An 18,601-nucleotide genomic window follows, 5' to 3' on the forward strand; every position below is an offset into this window, starting at 1 on the left:
GGGCCACACCGCGCGGCTGCCKCCCGAAGAGCCCCTCTACGGCCTGCTGGAACCCGGAGCCTCGGCGCTCTGCCATGACGGTCAGGCGGTCTTCGACGCCGATCGCCCGACCGTGGATGCGGACCGTCGGCAATTGCGATGGCGGCACGTCCGGCACGCCGGGTCCGGCCTGGTATCTCTTCGACACGCCCGCGCCATGAGCATCGCCMGGCGGCAGATCGCGCTGCTGCATGTCGCGAAAGGCAAGCTGCACCTGTCCGAAGAGCACGCCCGCGCGACGCGCGTTCACATGGCGGGTGTGACCGGATCCACGGCTCGACCGGGACGGGTTCAACGCGATCAACCGCCCCGGCGATGCGCATGTCTTCATGACCGGCGAGGTCCTCTGCGGCGTCCGCGCGCGGGTGCATGCGGGCTTCGGCCCGTGGCATCTCGGCTTCGCCTCGAAGGCCCCGCGCACGGGTCCGGAACGAGGTCTCCGCCCGCACCGCGATGAGGCGCCCGCGCCGCGGCAAGGGCCGCATCCCGGGCGTCACGCCGAACACCGTGGTCGTCCCGCCGAAGCTGGAAGACGACGCGCTGCACATCCTCGATACCGAGCTGACCGAGACCGGCGGGAGATGGAGGACCGCGCCCGCGATGCCGGGGCGAATGCCGGGGCCGGGGTGGATCCGGTTCCACCCCCCGCAAGGCGGCGGCCGAGCCGGTCGTGACGCCGTTCCCGGCGGGCCGACCATGGCCGCCCCGACCGCCATCCGCCAAGCGCAGCGCCTGCCGGACGGCACGGCGCGGACCCGGCCCGTCCACCTCATCCCGGTCGGCGCGTCTCCCGTGCCGCCCTACCAATAGAGCCAAGACGTGACCGATACGCCCGATCCGATGACTAAGGCCCTCGCCGCTCTGGATGAGGCCGCAGCCGCGCTGGCCACCGCTCGCGCCGCTCTTGCATCCGCCCTTGAAGGGGATGTTCAACGCCCCCGAAACACTCCGTTCAAGCCGCCCGCCACAACGCCCGAGGAGCACCGGCGCGAACATCGCTCCGGCAAGCCGTGCCGGGCGGCGCGACCGGACGGACGATCCGGCCGCGGTCATCCGGCGCACCCGCGACCGGGGTGTGGACCCGTCCGTGGACCATGCGCACCCCTCGGCCCACCTCGCGCTTCGCAAGAACGGGCCGGTCCCGGCCGCGGGCCGGATCGGGGAACCGGTCGCCGGGCCGGACGGGCTATGGGGCCGTGTCGAGTGGACGGCACGGGCGCGCGCGACGATCCCCGCGCGGGAGGACCGCTGCCCGAGCCCCGTCTCCACCCCCGCCCCGCAGCAAGATCCCGCGCGTCGAGGGCGCGGGTCCGGTCCGCGAACCGAACCTCGAACTCACCGCCCTGTCCCGCCAGGAGGCCACGATGAACGAACCCGACCCCGCCACCGACCCGACCGACCTCGCCCGGATCGCCGCCGCCCCCGGCCCGGGGATGCAGACATCGACGCGATCCGCGCCGCCCCGGACGGGATGACAGCCGAGAACCGCGCCGCTCCGGACCCGGCCCGCTCCGCGCCCGTCGCAGCCGTCGCCGAGCTGATGCGCGCCCATCGCGACCGGTCCGCCAGCATGTCCGACCGGGAAGCCGAGGCCCGCGTGGACGCGGCAACCGTCGCGGGCCACATCACGCCCGCGATGCGCGATTGGGGGCGCTCCGCCGCCAGTCGCCCGACAGTTTCGACGAGTTCCTCTCATCCTCGGCCGCGCCGTTCGCGAAGCTGTCCGAACCGCAGCACCGGCCGCGCCCGCGCGCATCCGGCCCGGCGCATATCGACGCCGGCACCGCCGCGCCCGTCGCGAAGCTGTCCGAGCCGCAGCGCCGGCCGCGCCCGCGCGCCGCGGATGACCGCCGCGGCCCCCGACGGATCCGGCGCACGGCCTGCGGCCCTCGCGGCCGTGGACGACGCCGCCGCCGCGCCCGCGCGCACCCGGCGCGGCTCAGGTGGATGCCGGCACCGCCGCGCCCTGCCGCCGGCTCGACCCTCGGGCCGAGCGCCTTCGGCTGACCCATCGCCGGCCGCGGGCCGGGGGCGACACGCGGCCGGGTCCGGGTCCGGGTTCGGGTTCGGGAGGCGTGCGGGCCGAACGGAGCGCGTCCATCGCTCGCCCCGGTCCGCCAGGTTCGGCGCCTCCCGTGCCGCCTTGTCCGCAGATCCGCGGCATGTCCGAACGCGACGAGCAGCGCGCGAAGGCACCCGCACATGCCGCTTCGGCATTCGGGGCGCCGGCACGGGCCCTGCGTCCGGAGGGCGTCGCCATGACGGGCGCGGCACGTATCGACGCGGCCCGGAATGGCGCTCGATGTCCTGCAAGGGCAGCCGCGCGGTCGGTCGGGCCCGTGCGCCGCGGATGACCGCCGCGGCCCCCGACGGATCCGGCGCGTTGCCTGGCGCCCCGACGGMTCCGGCGCACGGCCTGCGGCCCTCGCGGCCGTGGACGACGCCGCCGCCGCGCTGGCAACCGTCCGGGCCGCGCCCGACGCCGCCCGTGAACGGGACGTTCGACGCCCCCGAAACACCCCGTTCACCCCGCCCGCCACACCGCCCGAGGAGCACCGGCGCGCGCACCGATCCCGACGGCCGCGCCGGATCGACATAGGACCCGGACCCGCGCGCCTTCGCCAGCGACCGGATCGACCGCATGACATTCGCGCAGGTCGCAAACGCCGTGGCCACGTCCCGCCCGCCATCCACGCCTGCCGGACCCCCCGGCGAAACGCGACCCCCCGATCCCGACCCCATCCGGCGTCGCACCATTCCCGCCAGACGCCGGACCTCCGTCCCCTTCCAGCGACAAACCCACCGAAACCCGGTGACAAACCCGGTGAAAACACGAAATATTTCGGGAAAGATGAAGCGCCCCCCCCCTTCATCTTTCCCGAAATATCCCGGGGAGCGCGAGGGGCAGCGCCCCTCGCCCGCACGCTTCGCGCGGATCAATCGTCCAGCAGCGCCAGCACGGCCCGCTCCGTCGCGCGCAGTCCGCGCCGGGCGGGGGCACGCGCGGCGATCCCGCGGCGGTCGGGCAGATCCGTTTCCGTCAGGGCGATGACCTTGGGGTGGATGTAGCTGTTGCGCGCGATGGACGGGGTGTTGCCCAGGGTGAGGGCCGCGGCCTCCGCCATGGCCTTGATGCTGAGGGTCTCCTCCCGCAGGGCCACGTCCATCGCCGCGACGGTGCCGTTCCAGGTGCGGAAGGTCTTGGCGGTGAACCCCTCGTCGCCGGCGATGTCGTGCAGGAAGGCGTTCACCTGGCTCGACGTCACCTCATGGGTGTCGCCGGCGTCGTCCACCCACGACACCAGCGTGGCGCCCGGCAGGTCGTCGAGCTGGTGGAGCACCTGCGCCAGCCGCTTGTCCCTGAGGCTGCGCCGGATCCGCGCCCCGCCCTTGCCGCGGTAGTCGAGCTTCAGCGCGTCGGGGGTGAGCGACACGTGGCGGGGCCGCAGGGTGGTCGCGCCGTAGGCGTCGTTCTCATCGGCGTAGTCGCGGTTGCCGACGCGCAGCGACAGCCGGTCGATCATCGCCAGGACGGCGGCGATGGCGAAGCCGCGGTCGCCGGCCTCGCCGTTCAGGTCGCGGCGGATGCGGCGGCGGATGCCGGGCAGCGCCTCTCCGAAGCGGGGCAGGTCGGCGTATTTCCGCGCCGCGCGGAACGCGGTCCAGGCCTCGTGGTAGCGGTACTGCTTGCGCGAACGGGCGTCGCGGCCGGTGGCCTGCAGGTGCCCGTCGGCGCGCGGACAGATCCACACATCGTCGTAGGCGGGGGGCACGGCCAGCGCGTCGAGGCGCGCGCGCTCGGCGGCATCGGCGATGCGCGTGCCGTCGGGCGCGCGGTAGGACCAGCCCCTTCCGGCCCGCCTGCGGGTGATCCCCGGCCGGGTGTCGGGATAATAGACAAGGTCGGGCGTTTCGGTCATGGCCGGGGAAAACCGCCCGGCGCGGCGGCGGTTCCGCCCTGCGTCGCTTGTGCGCGGCCGGGCGTTCGGGCTAGTGCGGGGACCAAACAGGAGCATCCATGACCGAGACCCTGCCGATCGAGACCCCGGACCTGCCCGCGCCGGAGGCCTTCACCGACGCGGCCGCGGCGGTCCGGCGGCTGCAGGATCTCTACGGCGCGGCGGTGGCGTTCCTGTCCGACAGGTTCGCCGCCACCCTGTCCGACGGCGCGCCGGGCGTGCGCTATCGCGCCTTCTACCCGGAGATCCGCCTGACCGCGACCAGCTTCACCCCTGCCGACAGCCGGCTGAGCTTTGGCCATGTGGCGCATCCGGGCCATTATTCGACCACCATCACCCGGCCCGATCTCTACCGCAACTACCTGATCCAGCAACTGACCCTGCTGCTCAAGACGCAAGGCACCGCCGTTCACGTGGGCGTCTCCGACACGCCGATGCCGCTGCATTTCGCGGTGGCGAACGATCCCGGCCTGACGGTGCCCCAGGACGGGGCGATGACGTTCAGCCTGCGCGACGTGTTCGACACGCCGGATCTGAGCACCACGCATGACGCCATCGTCAACGGAGAGGGGTTCGCCTTTGCCGACGGCTCGCATCCTCTGGCGCCGTTCACCGCGCAGCGGATCGACTATTCCCTGTCGCGGCTCAGCCATTACACGGCGACGGATCCCGTGCATTTCCAGAACCACGTGCTGTTCACCAACTACCAGTTCTACGTGGACGAGTTCGAGGTCTATGCCCGCGCCGCGCTGGGTGATCCGGACTCCGGATACACCGGCTTCGTGGGTCCGGGAAACCAGCGCATCACCGGCCCGGACGACGTTCTGGAGCCGCCGGCCAAGATGCCGCAGATGCCCAGCTACCACCTGGAGCGGGAGAACGGCCAAGGCATCACCCTGGTCAACATCGGCGTGGGCCCGTCCAACGCCAAGACCGCCACCGACCACATCGCCGTGCTGCGGCCCCATGCCTGGCTGATGGTGGGCCATTGCGCCGGCCTCAGGAATTCCCAGCGGCTGGGGGATTTCGTGCTGGCCCATGCCTATCTGCGGGAGGATCACGTGCTCGACGACGATCTGCCGGTCTGGGTGCCGATCCCGGCCCTGGCGGAGGTCCAGATCGCCCTGGAGGAGGCCGTCGAGAGCGTGACCCAGCTTGAGGGCTATGAGCTCAAGCGGATCATGCGCACCGGCACCGTGGCGACCATCGACAACCGCAACTGGGAGTTGCGCGACCAGTCCGGGCCGGTGCAGCGCCTCAGCCAGTCGCGCGCCGTGGCGCTGGACATGGAAAGCGCGACCATCGCCGCCAACGGTTTCCGCTTCCGGGTGCCCTACGGCACGCTGCTGTGCGTGTCCGACAAGCCGCTGCATGGCGAACTGAAGCTGCCGGGCATGGCCACGGACTTCTACCGCACCCAGGTCGCGCGGCACCTGCTGATCGGGGTCAGGGCGATGGAGGCGATCCGCGAGATGCCGCTGGAGCGCATTCACAGCCGCAAATTGCGCTCGTTCGAGGAAACCGCCTTTCTGTGACGGTGAAAAACGGCCGATCTGCCTTGTTTTATGGACGGTGATGCACACAAACTGTTGTGAGGCGCGGCAAGATGGCGTTAAGTCCTGCACACAGCCGCATAGGCGAAAACTTGAGGAGACAGGCAGATGGCCCAGAAACCGATGACCAAGACGCAGCTTGTCGCGGCGCTTGCCGACAAGATGGATGCCCAGAAGAAAGACGCGTCCGAGGCGCTCGACGCGATCACCGCGATCATTACCGAAGAAGTGTCGTCCGGCGGGGCCGTGACCCTGCCCGGCGTCGGCAAGATCTACTGCCGCGAGCGTCCCGAGCGCATGGTGCGCAATCCGGCCACCGGCGAGCAGATGAAAAAGGACGCGGACAAGGTGGTGAAGATGACCATCGCCAAGGCCCTCAAGGACAGTGTGAACAACTGATCCGGCCCTGACGGGCCAGACGGAAGGGCCGCCTTCGCGGCCCGCCACCGACGGTAGATGTCGATGAGCGCCGCCGATCCTTCGGCGGCGCTCTTTCTCTGGGCCAGGCCGTTCCCCAAGTCGTCTTCGGCGAAAACCCGGAGGATTGTCTTGAGGGAGGTAATCGCCCCGGATGTGCGGCCTCGCGCACCGGAGCCGTCCGACGCGGCTGCACATTTCGCCCATCCGCCGCAAGCCTCGATCCTTCGGATCTATGGCGGCAGCACCGGTGCGGTCCCCAATCCCGACATGGGGCGATCGTCAGAACGGCTCAGCCGGCTGACAGCGCAGCCCTTCGGAGCGATGATCGATGCGGACGGCGAACCGTTCGACATATCCGCCTGCAGTCGCTGAGCGAGGCTGACCGTAAGGCTCGAACTGCGATCGGCTTGTTTTCCGACGCTCAACTCGGCTGCGGTATCGGGCGCCGGGCCATCTCGCCTTGCCTCGGTCACGCGTTCGGCCTCATGGCGCTGCATCGTGTCGATCTGCGCGTGCGCGCTTTCAACGCTCGTGCGATCCGCTGCTATCTGTCATGCGGTTTCCGCCATGAGGGAGTAGGGCGCGAGGCGGCATTGATCGACGGAGAGGGGCACGACGACTGGATCATGGGGGTCCTGGACCACAAGCGCCTTCGTGAGACCGACCGCCGGCGATCTCAAGACGTCGCGTAAGGGGGGCGGGCCTTCGGGGCGGCTCTTTTGCGCCGCGGGGTCACCGGGCCGCGTCGTGGCGGTCGCGCAGCGTGCGGATGGCCCCGACCACCGGCTCCGCCAGGGCGGCGTCGATCCGGCGGGCCACCTCGCCCCGGTGGGCGGCGATGGCGGTCCGCAGCTCGGCCTCGAACGCGGGGCGGTTGAGCGCCTCGTCCAGGGTGAGCACCAGCACATCCACGGCGAACCAGGTGCCGATGCCGCCGATCACGCCGCCGACGAACATGCCCGGCGGACCCAGGGCCGCCCCCAGGGCCGCCCCGGTGCCGGCCCCGGCGAGCAGCTTGCCGATGCCCTTGCCCGCGACCTTCATGCCGCCCTTGACCGCCGCCTTGCCGATCGTGGCCGCGGCCAGCTTGCCGCCCGCGGCGGCGCCGGCGCTTCCCGCGATCGCCATGACCGGCAGGCCGACCCGCATCCGGTCCACCGTGTCGTCCAGGACGATCCGGGTCACGTCGGCGACGACGGCGCCGGTGCCGATCTCGGCCGAGATCTCGCGGTCCAGTTCGCGGGCGAAGGCCCGTTGCCAGAGCGCGGCGATGTCCGCGGTGCCGGCCGCCAGCCGCGCGTCGAAACCGTTGTAGAGCCGGTCCGTCAGCCCGTCCGAGATCGTCCCGAACGCCGCCTGGGACAGTTCGGTGTATTCGCCGATCACCGAGTAGTGGAAATCGAGATAGGCGGGCACGGCGGCGTTCACGGGGGCGAACAGGGCGGTCAGGATCCGCGCCTTGTCCGAAGCGATGCGGTCGTCCGCACGCCGGGCCGCGCGATAGACCATGGCGGCGACCGTGCCCTCTTCTATCACCCTTTCGACCGGGGCGGGCGGTGGCGCGGGCGCGGCCGCCGACCGCGGGTCGCGCAGCAGCACGGCCGCGATCATGCCGAGGACGACCATCGCCAAGACGACGATGACCGACCAGAAACCGGCCGCCGCCCAGTTGCGGCGGCGCGGCTGCGATGCGGGCGGGGTGTCAGTCATGGCGCGCCGGCCTTTCCGCGACCGGCCTTTCCGCGACCGGCCTTTCCGCGACCGGCCTGCCCGCGACCGGCCTGCCCGCGACCAGGCAGGCGGCGGCGGCATCCGCGGCGAAGTTGGCGGCGACGCCCTGCACCGCCGCGCCCTTCAGCAGCGCCAGCACCAGAGGCAGCGGCCCGCCCAGGGCCGGTTGCGCCAGGAGCCATTGCATCAGGGCGTCCACCGCCCGGATCGCCTGGAAGGCGGGCGCGACCGGCCAGGGCGCGGGCGGCAGCGCGGCCAGCCCGTCCGCGACCGTGCGCGCCAAGCGGTCCGGCGCGACCCAGTGCGGGATCGGCAGGATCGCGTAGGATACCCACATATGGAGCGGCGCCAGCACGGCGGCCAGCGACAGGACGACCGCCGGCCGCAGGATCGCCAGCCGCAGCGGGGCCCGGATCCGGCCGGCAAGCTGCCGGTCGGCCACCGCCAGCGCCATCGCGGTGGACATGGCCGCGATCACGACCAGCAGGACCTCCTGCCGGGCGCCGGTCATGGCCACGTAGCCCAGGGTCGGGACGGTGGCCAGCGCGGTCGCCGCGGCCCGGGCGGCGGCGCCGATGCGGCCGGTCACGAGCCGCCGGAGCCGCGTGCCGGGGTCGAGCGCCGCGGCGATCAACGTCCGGCGCACCGCGACGGACACCGCGTAGCTTCCCGTGAAGGACAGGGTCGCCAGGATCGACAGCCAGATCCATGTCCCGGGAAGGGACCGGGCGGCCAGTACGCTCAGGCAGGCCAGACCGCCGCCCAGAAGGATCAGCCACGCGCGCAACACAGCCGGACACTGGCCCGTCGACACCGGCGTGGCAATCGCAAAAAAACCCCGCGCATCCCAGGGGGATGGCGGGGCAAGGTCGTGCCGTCCGGGCCCGCGCATGTGGCGCGGACGGGAGGCACTGGCGGTAACGCGTGTCAGGTCGTCTCCGACCGGATCTGTTGTCTGAGGGTGTCGATGGGCACGCGGCGGCCGTCGCGCAGGAAGCTCCAGTAGGTCCAGCCGTTGCAGGACGGGCTGCCGTCCAGCGCCGCGCCGACCTGGTGGATGGAGCCCTTGTGCGTCTTGGTCGCCAGCGTCCCGTCGGCGCGGACCTTGGCCACGGCGCCCTTGGCGCTGAACAGGCTCTCGCCCGGCCGCAGCAGGCCGCGCTCGACCAGGGTGCCGAAGGGAACGCGCGGCTCCGACCGCTTGGCGGCGGTGACCTCCAGCGCGCTGCGGTCCAGGGGGCGCACACGCTCCAGCCGGGCGCGGGCGATGTCGATATAGGCCGGGTCGCGCTCGATCCCGACGAAGCTGCGGCCCAGCATCCGGGCCACCGCGCCCGTCGTGCCGGTGCCGAAGAACGGGTCCAGCACCACGTCCCCGGGCTCTGTCGTGCCGATCAGGATCCGGTGCAGCAGCGATTGCGGCTTTTGGGTCGGATGGGCCTTGTGCCCGTCGGCATCCTTGATCCGTTCGTGCCCGGAGCAGATCGGCAACACCCAGTCGGACCGCATCTGCGTGCCCTCGTTCAGCTGCTTCAGCGCGTCGTAGTTGAAGGTGTAGCGCGATTTCTCACCGCGGGAGGCCCAGATCAGCGTCTCATGCGCGTTGGTCAGCCGCTTGCCCCGGAAGTTCGGCATCGGGTTGGATTTCCGCCAGACCACGTCGTTGAGGATCCAGTAGCCCTGATCCTGCAACGCCGCCCCGACGCGAAAGATGTTGTGGTAGGAGCCGATCACCCAGATCGCGCCGTCGGGCTTGAGCACCCGGCGCGCGGCGGCCAGCCAGGCCCGGGTGAAGGCGTCGTAGGTCCCGAAGCTGGCGAACCGGTCCCAGGCGTCGTCCACCCCGTCGACGCGGGAATTGTCCGGGCGATGCAGCTCGCCCCTGAGCTGGAGGTTGTAGGGCGGGTCGGCGAAGATCAGGTCCACGGAGGCCTCCGGGAGGGTCTCCATCACCTCGATGCAATCGCCGCACAGCACATCGTTGAGGGGCAGCGGGGCTGCCTCTGTCGCTGGTTTCATGCTCACTGCCTCATGTGCGGCCCGGTTTTTTTCGGTGGGCCGCTTGTTGTGGGGGCAGGATGCAAAGCCGGCGGGAGAGTCGCAAAAACTATTTGATCGTAAGACGTCGTTAATTTTCTTGAAACAAGATATTGTGGACGGGCCGGAAGCTGCGTCTATGGTGTGTGGTCGCACCGTGTCTTTTCAGTCCCATGAGATGCGCGGGGGTCCCGTAGCCCATGTTCGTCTCCCAGCCGTATCCGGGGAATTGTTGCGCCAGGGTCAGCATGCCTTGATCCCGCCGCGTTTTCGCCACAATCGAGGCCGCCGCGATGGACGCCGAAAGGCTGTCCCCGCGCACCACCGGCACGGCGCGGCAGGGCAGGCGGGGCGGCAGCCGGTTGCCGTCGATGAGCAGCGCGTCGGGGGTGACGGGCAGGGCCTCGACGGCGCGGCACATCGCAAGATAGGTCGCCTGAAGGATGTTGACGCGGTCGATCTCTTCGACCGTCGCCTGGCCCAGGCCGACATGGGCGCAGAGCGCGATCTCATCCGACAGGCGGATGCGGGTGCGGGCGTCGAGCGCCTTGCTGTCGTCGAGCCCCTGGGGCACGCGGCAGGGCCGCAGGATCACCGCGGCCGCGACCACCGGGCCGGCAAGGGGGCCGCGGCCGACCTCATCCACGCCGGCGACGAGTCGGGCGCCCTGCGCATGGAGGCGGGATTCGAGCAGCAGGTCGGGCATCGGGGTGGACATGGACCCGGGCCGGACGGCTGGCAAGTCGCAACGGCGCGTTCCGGCCGGAGGTCTGGACAAGAAAATGGGCGGAGGCTGACGCCTCCGCCCGGCCGGGATCGCGCACGGCGAGATGTGCGGGTTGAATCGGCGCGACCGCGGCGGAGGGGGCCGCACTCAGTCGCGGTGCCGCGCCTCCCTCCATCCCTTTGCCTCGAGGCAGCGCGCCCCGTAGGAGCCGCGCCAGCGGTTGCCGACCCTTGCCCAGGTCTCGCAGCCGCGCGGCAGGCGCTCGGTGCGCAGGCCGCGGCGTTCCAGACATCTTTTTCCGTAGACCCGGGACGGGCCGTGGCGCGCGTCAACGGACATGCCGCATCCCGCCGGCAGGGTCCGGTCCCGGCGCGCGCCGCGGTCGCGATGGCCGTCGCGGCCCCCGTGACGCCCCCGCGCGCGGTCCCAGTCGCGGTCCCAGTCGCGGTCCCGGTCGCGGTCCCAGGCGGGGGCGGCGCGGTCGCTGGGCCTGGACCGGGCCGCGCGTTCGGCGTCCTTGTCCGCGTCCTTGCGGTCGCGGTAGTCGCCGTAGGCCTTCCCGGCGATCCCCAGAAGCGCGAGAGCGCCCAGGATCTGGGCAATGTCCGGCTGGGCGATGTCCGGCCGGTCTCCGGCGCGGGCCGGCGCGGCTGAGGCGGGCGCCAAGCCGATGCCGAGGCTGAGCACGGCAGCCGCAAGCGGTTTGATCATGGTGGTCTCCTTCGGTCGATCGGTATTGCGGAGCCGGTCGGGCAGGGAGGCGCCGCGGTCTGGCCGGAAGCTGGGGCCGGTGCCGCGGGACAGGCAATGACGGGCGCTTGTCATCGGATGACAGTGCGGATTAGCGTGGGCTGTCATTGCCTCACGGCGGATGAGAGCGGATCCGGGGAGCGACGTTTCACGATGAAGGACGCAACCGCCATGCCCCGCTTCCTGACGCCGATTCTGGTCGCGCTGGTTCTTGTCCTGGGCGCCGCTGCGGCCGATGCCGCCTGCCTTGTCGAGTACAAGGCCAAGCGTGACGCCCCGCTGCGGCTCCATTACGGAATCATCGAACTCGCCGATGCCGAATGTGCGAACCCGGGCCCGGCCGTGGCCGGCCGGATCGCGGCGGACGGCTGGGAACTCCTGACCGTGATGGGCAAGCTGACGCCCCAGCAGGCCGAACAAAGGAGGTCAGATGCTGGCCCGTTTTACCTCAGGTATTGACAGCTCGAAGGGAATCGCCCGGCTGATCGCGGCCGGGGTCGTGGGAATCGTGCTGATCCTGGGGCTCACGGCAGTGGGCCTGTTCCTGAGCCTGCCCGACGCCAATGCCTTCAACGCGAGGGTCGAGCGAATTTTCGTTGAAAATTCGGACCTGACCGGCGGCCGGTCGATCCGGCTTCTGGAGATCCTGGCACAATCCGGGACGGCGTTCTCTGAGGTGCTGACCAGCTACCGGGTGGTGATCTTCGTGCTGATGGTGTTCGCCGTGGCGCTGCTGGTGGCGGCGCTGCTGTTCCTGGTGGCCATGGTCGCGCTCTACCGCCGCATGGGCGAGATCGAGCGCGCCGGCATCCAGGTGTCGTCGCTTCTGATCAGCCGCGAGGAGCGGACGGTCTATCTCAACAACATGGAGTTCACCCTGACCGAGGCGGCGATCGAGACCCTGTCGGTCCTGGCCGAGGCGCGGATGGATGAGGATATCCTGTCGGGCGCGGAGATCGAGGCCATGGTATCGGGCCGCAACGCCGCCGATTGCGACGAGGCGGCGGGGGCGACCCGGATCAAGCGGCTTCGCGACGCGCTGGGCAACCAGATGGTCAGCGAACTTCTGGTGCGCACCATCGCGCGGCGCGGCTATATGCTGTCCATCGACAAGAACGTGATCCGCATGGTGTGAGGAGCGCCCGGAAATCGCTCCAGTGGAGCGATTTCAGCGACGAACGGGCGGAGCCCCCTGCGAGCGCCCGGAAATCGCTCCAGTGGAGCGATTTCAGCGACGAACGGGCGGAGCCCCCTGCGAGCGCCCGGAAATCGCTCCAGTGGAGCGATTTCAGCGACGAACGGGCGGAGCCCCCTGCGAGCGCCCGGAAATCGCTCCAGTGGAGCGATTTCAGCGACGAACGGGCGGAGCCCCCTGCGAGCTGAGCGCTTTCAGCTACTTTGTCACCACCCCGAAAAAAGACACATGAAATCAGTCGCCTGCAATGTGCGTTTCACTGGCTTTGTCACGTGGTGGGGGCCGGGGCGGAATGTTGGGCTCTGATTCCGTAAGAAAATCCAATGAAATCAGCGTTCGATTTCCCAAGGTGGGGGGCGACGACCCCGCACCCGACAGGCTAGAGCATGATGAGATTAGCTTGAAGCGTATCCAGTATTGGCGAGGTAGTTCGCGCACTCCTGTGGGCTGAAGCGGTCGAGCAGTGTCCCGATCCTGCGCCACGTTGCCTCCATTGTGCGCTCGGCTGCGTTGCGGAGCATGTGTTTGAGCTTCGAGAAGACCTGTTCAATCGGGTTCAGGTCGGGGCTGTAGGGCGGCAGAAAAAGTAGATGCGCTTTCGCGTTACGGATCGCCTGCCGCACGGCTTGCCCTTTGTGGCTGCCCAGATTGTCCATAACCACCACATCGCCCGGGCGCAGGGTTGGGACGAGCACGTGCGCGACATAAGCCCGGAACGCTTCGCCGTTGACGGGACCGTCCAAAACAAAGGGCGCGTCGATCCGATCATGACGCAGCGCTGCGATAAAGGTCATGGTGCGCCAGTGACCATGCGGGGCCCGCCCGATCAGGCGTTCACCTCTGGGAGCCCAGCCGCGCAGCGGGGCCATGTTGGTCTTGGCCCAGGTTTCATCAATGAACACGAGACGACGGGGGTCGATCCGGCCCTGGTGCCGCTTCCAGCGCACACGGCGGCGGCTCACGTCGGGGCGGTTCTGCTCCTCGGCGAGTTGGGTCTTTTTTTGAACGAGTAGCCCGTGCGGCGCACGAAGGCCCAGACGGTGCGGTAGTCGACCTTGAGCCCGCGCTCGGCCAGTTCCACCACCAGTCCGCGCAGTGTGAACGGCTCCGTTATCCGCTCCAGAAGCCACGCCTCATGCCCGCCTGCAATCTTGCGTGGCGGGTGGCCGCCTGTCCCTGCCGGAGCGCAACTCCCGGTCGCACGCAAACGCTGCGACCACTTCACAACACTGGACGGAGCCACATCCAGGGCCGCTGCGACCTGACGCACGCTCTCGCCCCCCAACAGCCGCGCCATTGCCCTCTCTCGAAGGTCCATTGAAAGTGCTCTACCCACTACTCGCCCTCCATCTTGTGGTCGGCAACAGTGAATCACCAAAATGCAGGCCTGTGAATCCTCTATCGATTCAGGCTGATTTCATCCCGCTCTAGCTACCTGTCCGATTAGCTACCTGTCCGATTTCCTGGGACCACTTCAGATCATCGCTCCGAACAGCTACGGCGGTCACGTCGAGGCCTGTGTAAACGCCTGTGTAACCTGCGACCCAGCCCTACCAAGCTGGAACAGCTAAAACTCTGAAATAAATACGTTTTTTAAGATGATGGCTGGGGTGGTAGGATTCGAACCTACGATACACGGTACCAAAAACCGATGCCTTACCACTTGGCTACACCCCAACGGTGAGCGGCGTTCTAGAGCCCGGGCGCGGGCTGTGCAAGGGGAGGCCGAGCGATTTTCGACCGTCCCCTCGCCGGGTCAACTGGATACCTGTTCGCGCAGGATAGAGGCCGTCAGCGACATCATCAGGTAGGCGCCCGAGAAGATCAGGAAGGCCAGCAAGGTGTTCTCGAACGCGCGCGGATAGGTAGGCTCATCCGGGGGGATCGGGGACACGCCCAGGGAAAGATAACGCACCTGACGATTGGCTTCGATCCGCGCAGTCTCAAGCTGCTGGAGCGCCTGCTGCATCAGTGCGGTGCGGGTCTGGAGTTCTGTCTCGGCGATGCGCAGCTGGGCGGTGACCCGCGCCAGGGACGCCGCGTCCCCGGAACCGTCGGTCATCTGTCCGCGCAACTCCTGCACGGCCTGCTGCAGGCGGGCGATGTCTCCCTGGACGCCGGCGACGCGCGCCTCGCTCGGACGGCGGTTCGACAGAAGCTGCTGAAGCTCCAGCTGCTTCTGGCGCAACTGGATCTCGAAATTGGTCACCTGACTCATGACGGAGCCGGATTCCGCGACCGGATCGAGCACGCCCAACCGTTCCTGAAGCTCCAGAACCTTGCGCTGGGCGTCCAGCATCTTGGTTTCCGCTTCCTCGTAGCTGGCCCGCGCGCCGGACATCTGGTCCTCTCTGAGCCGCTGGGTCAGGTCGTCCACGCGTTCTTCGGCGTAGTCGAGAAGCAGGCGGGAGTACCGCGACGAGGTTTCCGGATCGGCGGCCACGACCTCCATTTTCATGATGCCCTCCGTGGGATCGTAGCCGATCTGCACGTTGTCGGCGTAGATGGAATAGGCGTCTTCATTCGTGGCGTCGGCCGGCAGGCGCTTGATGGGATCTATCTCCGGCTGGCTGAAATGCGCCTTGAAGCCCGCGTCGCGATCCAGGCGGAGCATTGCATCGCGGGAGGTCAGATAGGACTGCACCGTGATGGAATCCTGGCTTGTTGCGAAGCCGGTGCCCGAGAAGAGGCCGCCCAGCGCCGTGCCGCCGGTTTCCGCCTGCTGGATCACGAATTCGGTGTTGGTCGCGTACATGGGCGTCGCGACCTCATAGTAGTAGTAGCCCGCGATCGCGGTGGGCAGCCCCACGAAGAACGCCAGCCGCGCGAAGAGGAGCGCGAGCTTGCGGCGCCGGCGCCTGGCGATGTCGCGCTGGATCTCTTTAAGCTGGCTCACCTGGTAGGTGGGGTCCGGCGGTGGCGGCGCGGCCACCTGGGGGGCCGGAACGCTGTCCCCGGCCACGGTCTGGGGCAGCATGGCGCGGTCCGGCGGATCGTCCGATCCTTGGGCGTCCGGCACCACGAGTTCGAGCATGTTGGAGCGTTCGAACGGGTCGGTGCCGTTCAACCGCAACTGGCGCACCGCGTCGAAATCCGACTCGACGGTCAGGCCGTTCTTCTGCGCCAGCCTGCGCGCCATGCGAAGCTGGCGGCCGGTCAGCCCCTCACGCCGGATGTCGGCAAGGTCCGTGCTGCCGACGTCGCGGGGCGGGTCGCCACGGTCCTCTGGCTCCGCGTCGAACGCGTCCGGGGCGATCCGGAACGCGGCCGATCCGCCGTCCGTGCCGGCGCCGTCCGCCAAGTCGTCGGCCCCGACGTCGGACGGGGACGGTGTGAACGGCGCATCTGAGCCGCCGGCATCGCGGGGCCCGGTGGCGCCGGCCAGCGGGCTCGACGTGCGGATGCGAAACTTCCTAGGCTTGGAGTTCGTAGTCATAGAGCCGTTTCGCTTCTTCCAGTGTGTCGAACATGTGCAGATGACCGTTGTGCAGCACGGCCGCAGAGCGGCAGAACTTCTCCAGCGTTTCCGGCTGGTGTGACACGATCACCAGGGTCGATGTCTCAAGCCGCTCGCGCAGGATGTGGCCTGCCTTCTTGTTGAATTCGACATCCGCGGTGGCGGGCATCCCCTCATCGATGAGGTAGATGTCGAAATCCAGCGCCAGCAGCAGCGCAAAGCTGAGCCGCGCGCGCATGCCGCTGGAATACGTGCCGACGGGTCTGTCGAAGTACTCATCGAGGCCGCAGACCCAGCGGCAGAACGATTCGATGTAATCGGGGTCGAGCCCGTAGAGGCGGGCGATGAAGCGTGAATTCTCCGTTGCCGAGAGCTTGCCCAGCACACCCCCCATGAAGCCCAGCGGAAAGGAGATACGACAGGTGCGCCGGATCTCTCCGTCATCCGGCTTCTCCAGTCCCGCCATCATATTCACCAGCGTCGTCTTGCCAGTCCCGTTGGGCGCCAAAATCCCCAGGGAATTGCCCAGCGTCACGCGAAACGATGCCCGGTTCAGGATGACCTTGCGCTGGGTTCCGGTCCAGAAGGACTTGGAGACGGTGTCGAATTCGATCATCGGGCCATGGACTATTCGCCGGGGTCACTGCGCGGAACGGAGATGAAACAACACAACCGCACCGCGAGGCGGCCTAGCACTGCAATCTGACTACATTAAGGCCATATTTTCCCTGTTGGGACAAGCTTGGGCCTCTCCGGGCGCATTTGCGGCACCGGACCGGCAGCATCGCCGGCCTTCGCGGCGCCGCAACCGCGCGGCATTCGCGTATCGCGGTAGCGGCCCGCCGCGGCGACCTTGCCGCGCTTGCAGGTGCTCCGGCGGGGCCATATCTGCGGCACCATGGACGATCTGACCGCGCGCCTGGGCGCCTGCACCATCTGCTCGGCGCGCTTCGCGGCGACCGCCACGGCGCATCGCCCCAACCCGGTGATCTGGTTCCGCCCCGGCGCGCGGCTTCTGATCGCCAGCCAGGCGCCGGGGATCCGCGTGCATCGGGCGAACACGCCGTTCTGGGACCAGTCGGGCAAGCGGCTGCGCGACTGGCTGGGACTGGACGAGGCCGCATTCTACGACCGGTCCCGCGTGGCGATCGTGCCGATGGCGTTCTGCTTTCCGGGCTACGACGCCAAAGGGTCCGACCTGCCGCCGCCGCCGGTCTGCGCAAAGACCTGGCGGGCGCCGATCCTGGAGGGGCTGTCGTCGGTCCGGTTGCGGATCCTGATCGGCGGCTATGCCCAGAGATGGCATCTGGGCACCCGCGCGGGCGTGACCGACACGGTACGCGCCTGGCGCGACCATGCGCCCGGCATCTTCCCCTTGCCGCACCCGTCGTGGCGCAATACCGCGTGGCTGAAGAAGAACCCCTGGTTCGAGGACGCGCTTCTGCCCGACCTCAGGGCCCGCGTCCGTGAGGTGATGGATGACGACGCCGCTTGACGACGCCCATGCCGCGATGACCGCCGCCCCGGACGACGACGGGCTGCGGCTGGCGTTCCACGACCGCCTCGCCTCGGCAGAGTTGTTCCTGCTGCTCAACGCCGAGCCGGAAGGGGGCGACCGGCTGGATCCGCGGCTCTTCGAGACCTCCCAGGGAAGCTTCGTGCTGGCGTTCGACGACCCCGAACGGCTGGCCCGGTTCGCGGAGGGAGAGGCACCCTATGCCGCGCTGTCGGGCCGGGTGCTGGCGGCCATGCTGGCCGGGCGGGGGATTGGGCTGGCGCTGAACCCCGGCGTGGCCCCGTCGAGCCACCTGATGCCGCCCGATGCCGTGTCATGGCTGGCCGACGCGCTTTCCGGTGCCCCGGACGAGCTGGAAGCCCGTCCGGCCGAACTCCGCGCGCCCGGCGCGCTGCCGGACGCCCTGCTGACCGCGCTGGACGCCAAGCTTGCCTCGGCCCGTGGTCTGGCGCGGATGGCGTATCTGTCCGGCGTCACCTGGGACACGGGCGCCCGGGGGCATCTTCTGGCGTTCGTGGATGCCGCGCCGGGGGCAGAGGGGGCGCTGGCCCGCGCGGTGCGTGAGGCGCTTGTCTTCTCGGGGCTGGAGGCCGGGGCCCTGGACGTCGCGTTCTTCCGCGCGGCGGACCCGGTGTCGGCCCGTCTGGCAAAGGCGGGGTTGCGGTTCGACCTGCCGGCATTCGCCCCTGCGTCCCAGCCCGCGGCGCCCGGCATGGATCCCGACAAGCCGCCGCGCTTGCGCTGAGCCCCCGCCGCGCCCTATGGCGGTGTCGGACAAGGGAGGAGCGCCAATGATCGCCGTCATCTTCGAAGTCGAGCCTGCCGAAGGGCAGCGCGGTGCGTATCTCGATCTGGCGGCGGAGATGCGGCCCCTGGTCGAGAGCATGGACGGATTCGTTTCCGTCGAGCGGTTCGAGAGTCTGACCACCCCCGGCAAGCTGCTGTCCCTGTCGGTGTTCCGCGACGAGGCCGCGCTGGAGGCGTGGCGCAAGCTGGCCAAGCACCGGCTGATGCAGGCCAAGGGGCGCGGCGGGGTGTTCGCCGGCTACCGCCTGCGGGTGGCCAGCGTCATCCGCGACTACGGCATGTTCGAGCGGGACGAGGCGCCCGAGGACAGCAAGGCCCATCACGACGCGGCCTGAGCGGCCCTGACACGCCGGCACGCGGCGATCCTGGCGCGGCCGTCGCGGGCCCGTCGCGGCGCAGGCCGGACGGAC

Annotated in this window: 20 protein-coding genes, 1 tRNA gene and 1 pseudogene; 12 read left to right on the forward strand and 10 right to left on the reverse strand. The window is 69.5% G+C overall.

Going from position 1 to position 18,601, the window contains the following annotated elements; all coding sequences use genetic code 11:
• The first annotated feature begins 408 nt into the window (after positions 1–408).
• From KW83_RS14590 to KW83_RS21995, 3 genes and pseudogenes are all read left to right on the forward strand, one after another.
• Positions 409–849, forward strand: a complete 441-nt coding sequence (locus KW83_RS14590) for a Mu-like prophage major head subunit gpT family protein (RefSeq protein ID WP_152563602.1) — start codon at positions 409–411, stop codon at positions 847–849.
• A 115-nt stretch (positions 850–964) separates the two neighbouring features.
• Positions 965–1,294: pseudogene (locus KW83_RS21990) on the forward strand (phage protease); the annotation flags it as partial.
• 216 nt (positions 1,295–1,510) lie between these two features.
• Positions 1,511–2,638, forward strand: coding sequence for a phage protease (locus KW83_RS21995; RefSeq protein ID WP_152563612.1), 1,128 nt, complete (start codon positions 1,511–1,513; stop codon positions 2,636–2,638).
• A gap of 337 nt (positions 2,639–2,975) precedes the next feature.
• Here KW83_RS21995 and KW83_RS14600 read toward each other — a convergent pair whose 3' ends face one another.
• The gene (locus KW83_RS14600; RefSeq protein WP_036180391.1) at positions 2,976–3,959 is read right to left on the reverse strand and encodes a DNA topoisomerase IB; all 984 of its coding nucleotides are present in this window, start codon (positions 3,957–3,959) and stop codon (positions 2,976–2,978) included.
• 98 nt (positions 3,960–4,057) lie between these two features.
• Here KW83_RS14600 and KW83_RS14605 point away from each other — a divergent pair, with 98 nt between their 5' ends.
• The 4 genes from KW83_RS14605 (at position 4,058) to KW83_RS22000 (ending at position 6,663) form a co-directional block, all read left to right on the forward strand.
• Positions 4,058–5,533, forward strand: coding sequence for an AMP nucleosidase (locus KW83_RS14605; RefSeq protein WP_036180393.1), 1,476 nt, complete (start codon positions 4,058–4,060; stop codon positions 5,531–5,533).
• A 126-nt stretch (positions 5,534–5,659) separates the two neighbouring features.
• Positions 5,660–5,950: an HU family DNA-binding protein gene (locus KW83_RS14610; protein WP_036180394.1), complete on the forward strand. Its 291-nt coding sequence runs from the start codon at positions 5,660–5,662 to the stop codon at positions 5,948–5,950.
• A gap of 63 nt (positions 5,951–6,013) precedes the next feature.
• Positions 6,014–6,343 carry a hypothetical protein gene (locus KW83_RS21005; RefSeq protein ID WP_161785509.1) on the forward strand — a complete coding sequence of 110 codons (330 nt, stop codon included), beginning with the start codon at positions 6,014–6,016 and terminating at the stop codon, positions 6,341–6,343.
• A 113-nt stretch (positions 6,344–6,456) separates the two neighbouring features.
• Positions 6,457–6,663, forward strand: coding sequence for a GNAT family N-acetyltransferase (locus KW83_RS22000; RefSeq protein ID WP_051928544.1), 207 nt, complete (start codon positions 6,457–6,459; stop codon positions 6,661–6,663).
• A 40-nt stretch (positions 6,664–6,703) separates the two neighbouring features.
• Here the strand turns inward: KW83_RS22000 and KW83_RS14620 are convergent, their stop codons facing one another.
• From KW83_RS14620 to KW83_RS14640, 5 genes are all read right to left on the reverse strand, one after another.
• Positions 6,704–7,681, reverse strand: a complete 978-nt coding sequence (locus KW83_RS14620; RefSeq protein WP_036180396.1) for a hypothetical protein — start codon at positions 7,679–7,681, stop codon at positions 6,704–6,706.
• Complete coding sequence (locus tag KW83_RS14625; RefSeq protein ID WP_161785510.1) at positions 7,674–8,492, reverse strand: hypothetical protein; 819 nt, start codon at positions 8,490–8,492, stop codon at positions 7,674–7,676. Before KW83_RS14625 ends, KW83_RS14620 begins: the two co-directional genes overlap by 8 nt.
• A gap of 137 nt (positions 8,493–8,629) precedes the next feature.
• Positions 8,630–9,721 carry a site-specific DNA-methyltransferase gene (locus KW83_RS14630; RefSeq protein ID WP_036180401.1) on the reverse strand — a complete coding sequence of 364 codons (1,092 nt, stop codon included), beginning with the start codon at positions 9,719–9,721 and terminating at the stop codon, positions 8,630–8,632.
• Between the two features lie 109 nt (positions 9,722–9,830).
• Positions 9,831–10,457: a ribonuclease HII gene (locus tag KW83_RS14635; protein WP_051928545.1), complete on the reverse strand. Its 627-nt coding sequence runs from the start codon at positions 10,455–10,457 to the stop codon at positions 9,831–9,833.
• 156 nt (positions 10,458–10,613) lie between these two features.
• A complete protein-coding gene (locus KW83_RS14640) occupies positions 10,614–11,177 on the reverse strand; it encodes a hypothetical protein (protein ID WP_036180404.1) in 564 nt (187 codons plus the stop codon).
• Positions 11,178–11,369: 192 nt separating this feature from the next.
• Here KW83_RS14640 and KW83_RS14645 point away from each other — a divergent pair, with 192 nt between their 5' ends.
• On the forward strand, positions 11,370–11,675 hold the full coding sequence (locus tag KW83_RS14645) for a hypothetical protein (RefSeq protein ID WP_235191433.1): 306 nt from the start codon (positions 11,370–11,372) through the stop codon (positions 11,673–11,675).
• A complete protein-coding gene (locus KW83_RS14650) occupies positions 11,647–12,351 on the forward strand; it encodes a winged helix-turn-helix domain-containing protein (RefSeq protein ID WP_152563604.1) in 705 nt (234 codons plus the stop codon). Before KW83_RS14645 ends, KW83_RS14650 begins: the two co-directional genes overlap by 29 nt.
• A 455-nt stretch (positions 12,352–12,806) precedes the next feature.
• Here the strand turns inward: KW83_RS14650 and KW83_RS20085 are convergent.
• The 4 genes from KW83_RS20085 to KW83_RS14680 all read right to left on the reverse strand — a co-directional run bounded on the left by KW83_RS20085 (position 12,807) and on the right by KW83_RS14680 (position 16,484).
• Positions 12,807–13,747 (reverse strand): IS630 family transposase gene (locus KW83_RS20085; protein WP_161785428.1). Its coding sequence is split into 2 segments (ribosomal slippage): positions 12,807–13,412 and positions 13,415–13,747, totalling 939 coding nucleotides; the frame shifts between segments, so codons are not numbered across the junction.
• A gap of 266 nt (positions 13,748–14,013) precedes the next feature.
• Positions 14,014–14,088 (reverse strand) — tRNA-Gln (locus KW83_RS14670).
• A 79-nt stretch (positions 14,089–14,167) separates the two neighbouring features.
• The gene (locus KW83_RS14675) at positions 14,168–15,847 is read right to left on the reverse strand and encodes a capsule biosynthesis protein (protein ID WP_036180410.1); all 1,680 of its coding nucleotides are present in this window, start codon (positions 15,845–15,847) and stop codon (positions 14,168–14,170) included.
• On the reverse strand, positions 15,825–16,484 hold the full coding sequence (locus KW83_RS14680; RefSeq protein ID WP_036180413.1) for an ABC transporter ATP-binding protein: 660 nt from the start codon (positions 16,482–16,484) through the stop codon (positions 15,825–15,827). Before KW83_RS14680 ends, KW83_RS14675 begins: the two co-directional genes overlap by 23 nt.
• Positions 16,485–16,766: 282 nt before the next feature.
• On the opposite strand from KW83_RS14680, the gene KW83_RS14685 reads away from it, so the two are divergent.
• The 3 genes from KW83_RS14685 to KW83_RS14695 are packed head-to-tail and all read left to right on the forward strand — an operon-like array spanning position 16,767 to position 18,526.
• Positions 16,767–17,363, forward strand: coding sequence for a uracil-DNA glycosylase family protein (locus KW83_RS14685; RefSeq protein ID WP_036180592.1), 597 nt, complete (start codon positions 16,767–16,769; stop codon positions 17,361–17,363).
• A complete protein-coding gene (locus KW83_RS14690) occupies positions 17,347–18,129 on the forward strand; it encodes an SseB family protein (protein WP_036180414.1) in 783 nt (260 codons plus the stop codon). The genes KW83_RS14685 and KW83_RS14690 overlap by 17 nt, the downstream gene beginning before the upstream one ends.
• Before the next feature lie 46 nt (positions 18,130–18,175).
• Entirely contained in the window at positions 18,176–18,526 is a 351-nt protein-coding gene (locus tag KW83_RS14695) for an antibiotic biosynthesis monooxygenase family protein (RefSeq protein ID WP_036180416.1), read from the forward strand.
• The last annotated feature ends 75 nt before the right edge of the window (positions 18,527–18,601 follow it).

This window comes from Palleronia rufa (assembly GCF_000743715.1).
GTDB classification, from domain to species: domain Bacteria; phylum Pseudomonadota; class Alphaproteobacteria; order Rhodobacterales; family Rhodobacteraceae; genus Palleronia; species Palleronia rufa.

Bases quoted from the DNA above. Each gene is read 5' to 3' on its own strand.
- KW83_RS14590 (WP_152563602.1), top strand. From the start codon at position 409: ATGCGGGCTTCGGCCCGTGGCATCTCGGCTTCGCCTCGAAGGCCCCGC.
- KW83_RS14600 (WP_036180391.1), bottom strand. From the start codon at position 3,959: ATGACCGAAACGCCCGACCTTGTCTATTATCCCGACACCCGGCCGGGG.
- KW83_RS14605 (WP_036180393.1), top strand. From the start codon at position 4,058: ATGACCGAGACCCTGCCGATCGAGACCCCGGACCTGCCCGCGCCGGAG.
- KW83_RS14610 (WP_036180394.1), top strand. From the start codon at position 5,660: ATGGCCCAGAAACCGATGACCAAGACGCAGCTTGTCGCGGCGCTTGCC.
- KW83_RS21005 (WP_161785509.1), top strand. From the start codon at position 6,014: ATGAGCGCCGCCGATCCTTCGGCGGCGCTCTTTCTCTGGGCCAGGCCG.
- KW83_RS22000 (WP_051928544.1), top strand. From the start codon at position 6,457: ATGGCGCTGCATCGTGTCGATCTGCGCGTGCGCGCTTTCAACGCTCGT.
- KW83_RS14620 (WP_036180396.1), bottom strand. From the start codon at position 7,681: ATGACTGACACCCCGCCCGCATCGCAGCCGCGCCGCCGCAACTGGGCG.
- KW83_RS14630 (WP_036180401.1), bottom strand. From the start codon at position 9,721: ATGAAACCAGCGACAGAGGCAGCCCCGCTGCCCCTCAACGATGTGCTG.
- KW83_RS14635 (WP_051928545.1), bottom strand. From the start codon at position 10,457: ATGTCCACCCCGATGCCCGACCTGCTGCTCGAATCCCGCCTCCATGCG.
- KW83_RS14640 (WP_036180404.1), bottom strand. From the start codon at position 11,177: ATGATCAAACCGCTTGCGGCTGCCGTGCTCAGCCTCGGCATCGGCTTG.
- KW83_RS14645 (WP_235191433.1), top strand. From the start codon at position 11,370: ATGAAGGACGCAACCGCCATGCCCCGCTTCCTGACGCCGATTCTGGTC.
- KW83_RS14650 (WP_152563604.1), top strand. From the start codon at position 11,647: ATGCTGGCCCGTTTTACCTCAGGTATTGACAGCTCGAAGGGAATCGCC.
- KW83_RS14675 (WP_036180410.1), bottom strand. From the start codon at position 15,847: ATGACTACGAACTCCAAGCCTAGGAAGTTTCGCATCCGCACGTCGAGC.
- KW83_RS14680 (WP_036180413.1), bottom strand. From the start codon at position 16,484: ATGATCGAATTCGACACCGTCTCCAAGTCCTTCTGGACCGGAACCCAG.
- KW83_RS14685 (WP_036180592.1), top strand. From the start codon at position 16,767: ATGGACGATCTGACCGCGCGCCTGGGCGCCTGCACCATCTGCTCGGCG.
- KW83_RS14690 (WP_036180414.1), top strand. From the start codon at position 17,347: ATGACGACGCCGCTTGACGACGCCCATGCCGCGATGACCGCCGCCCCG.
- KW83_RS14695 (WP_036180416.1), top strand. From the start codon at position 18,176: ATGATCGCCGTCATCTTCGAAGTCGAGCCTGCCGAAGGGCAGCGCGGT.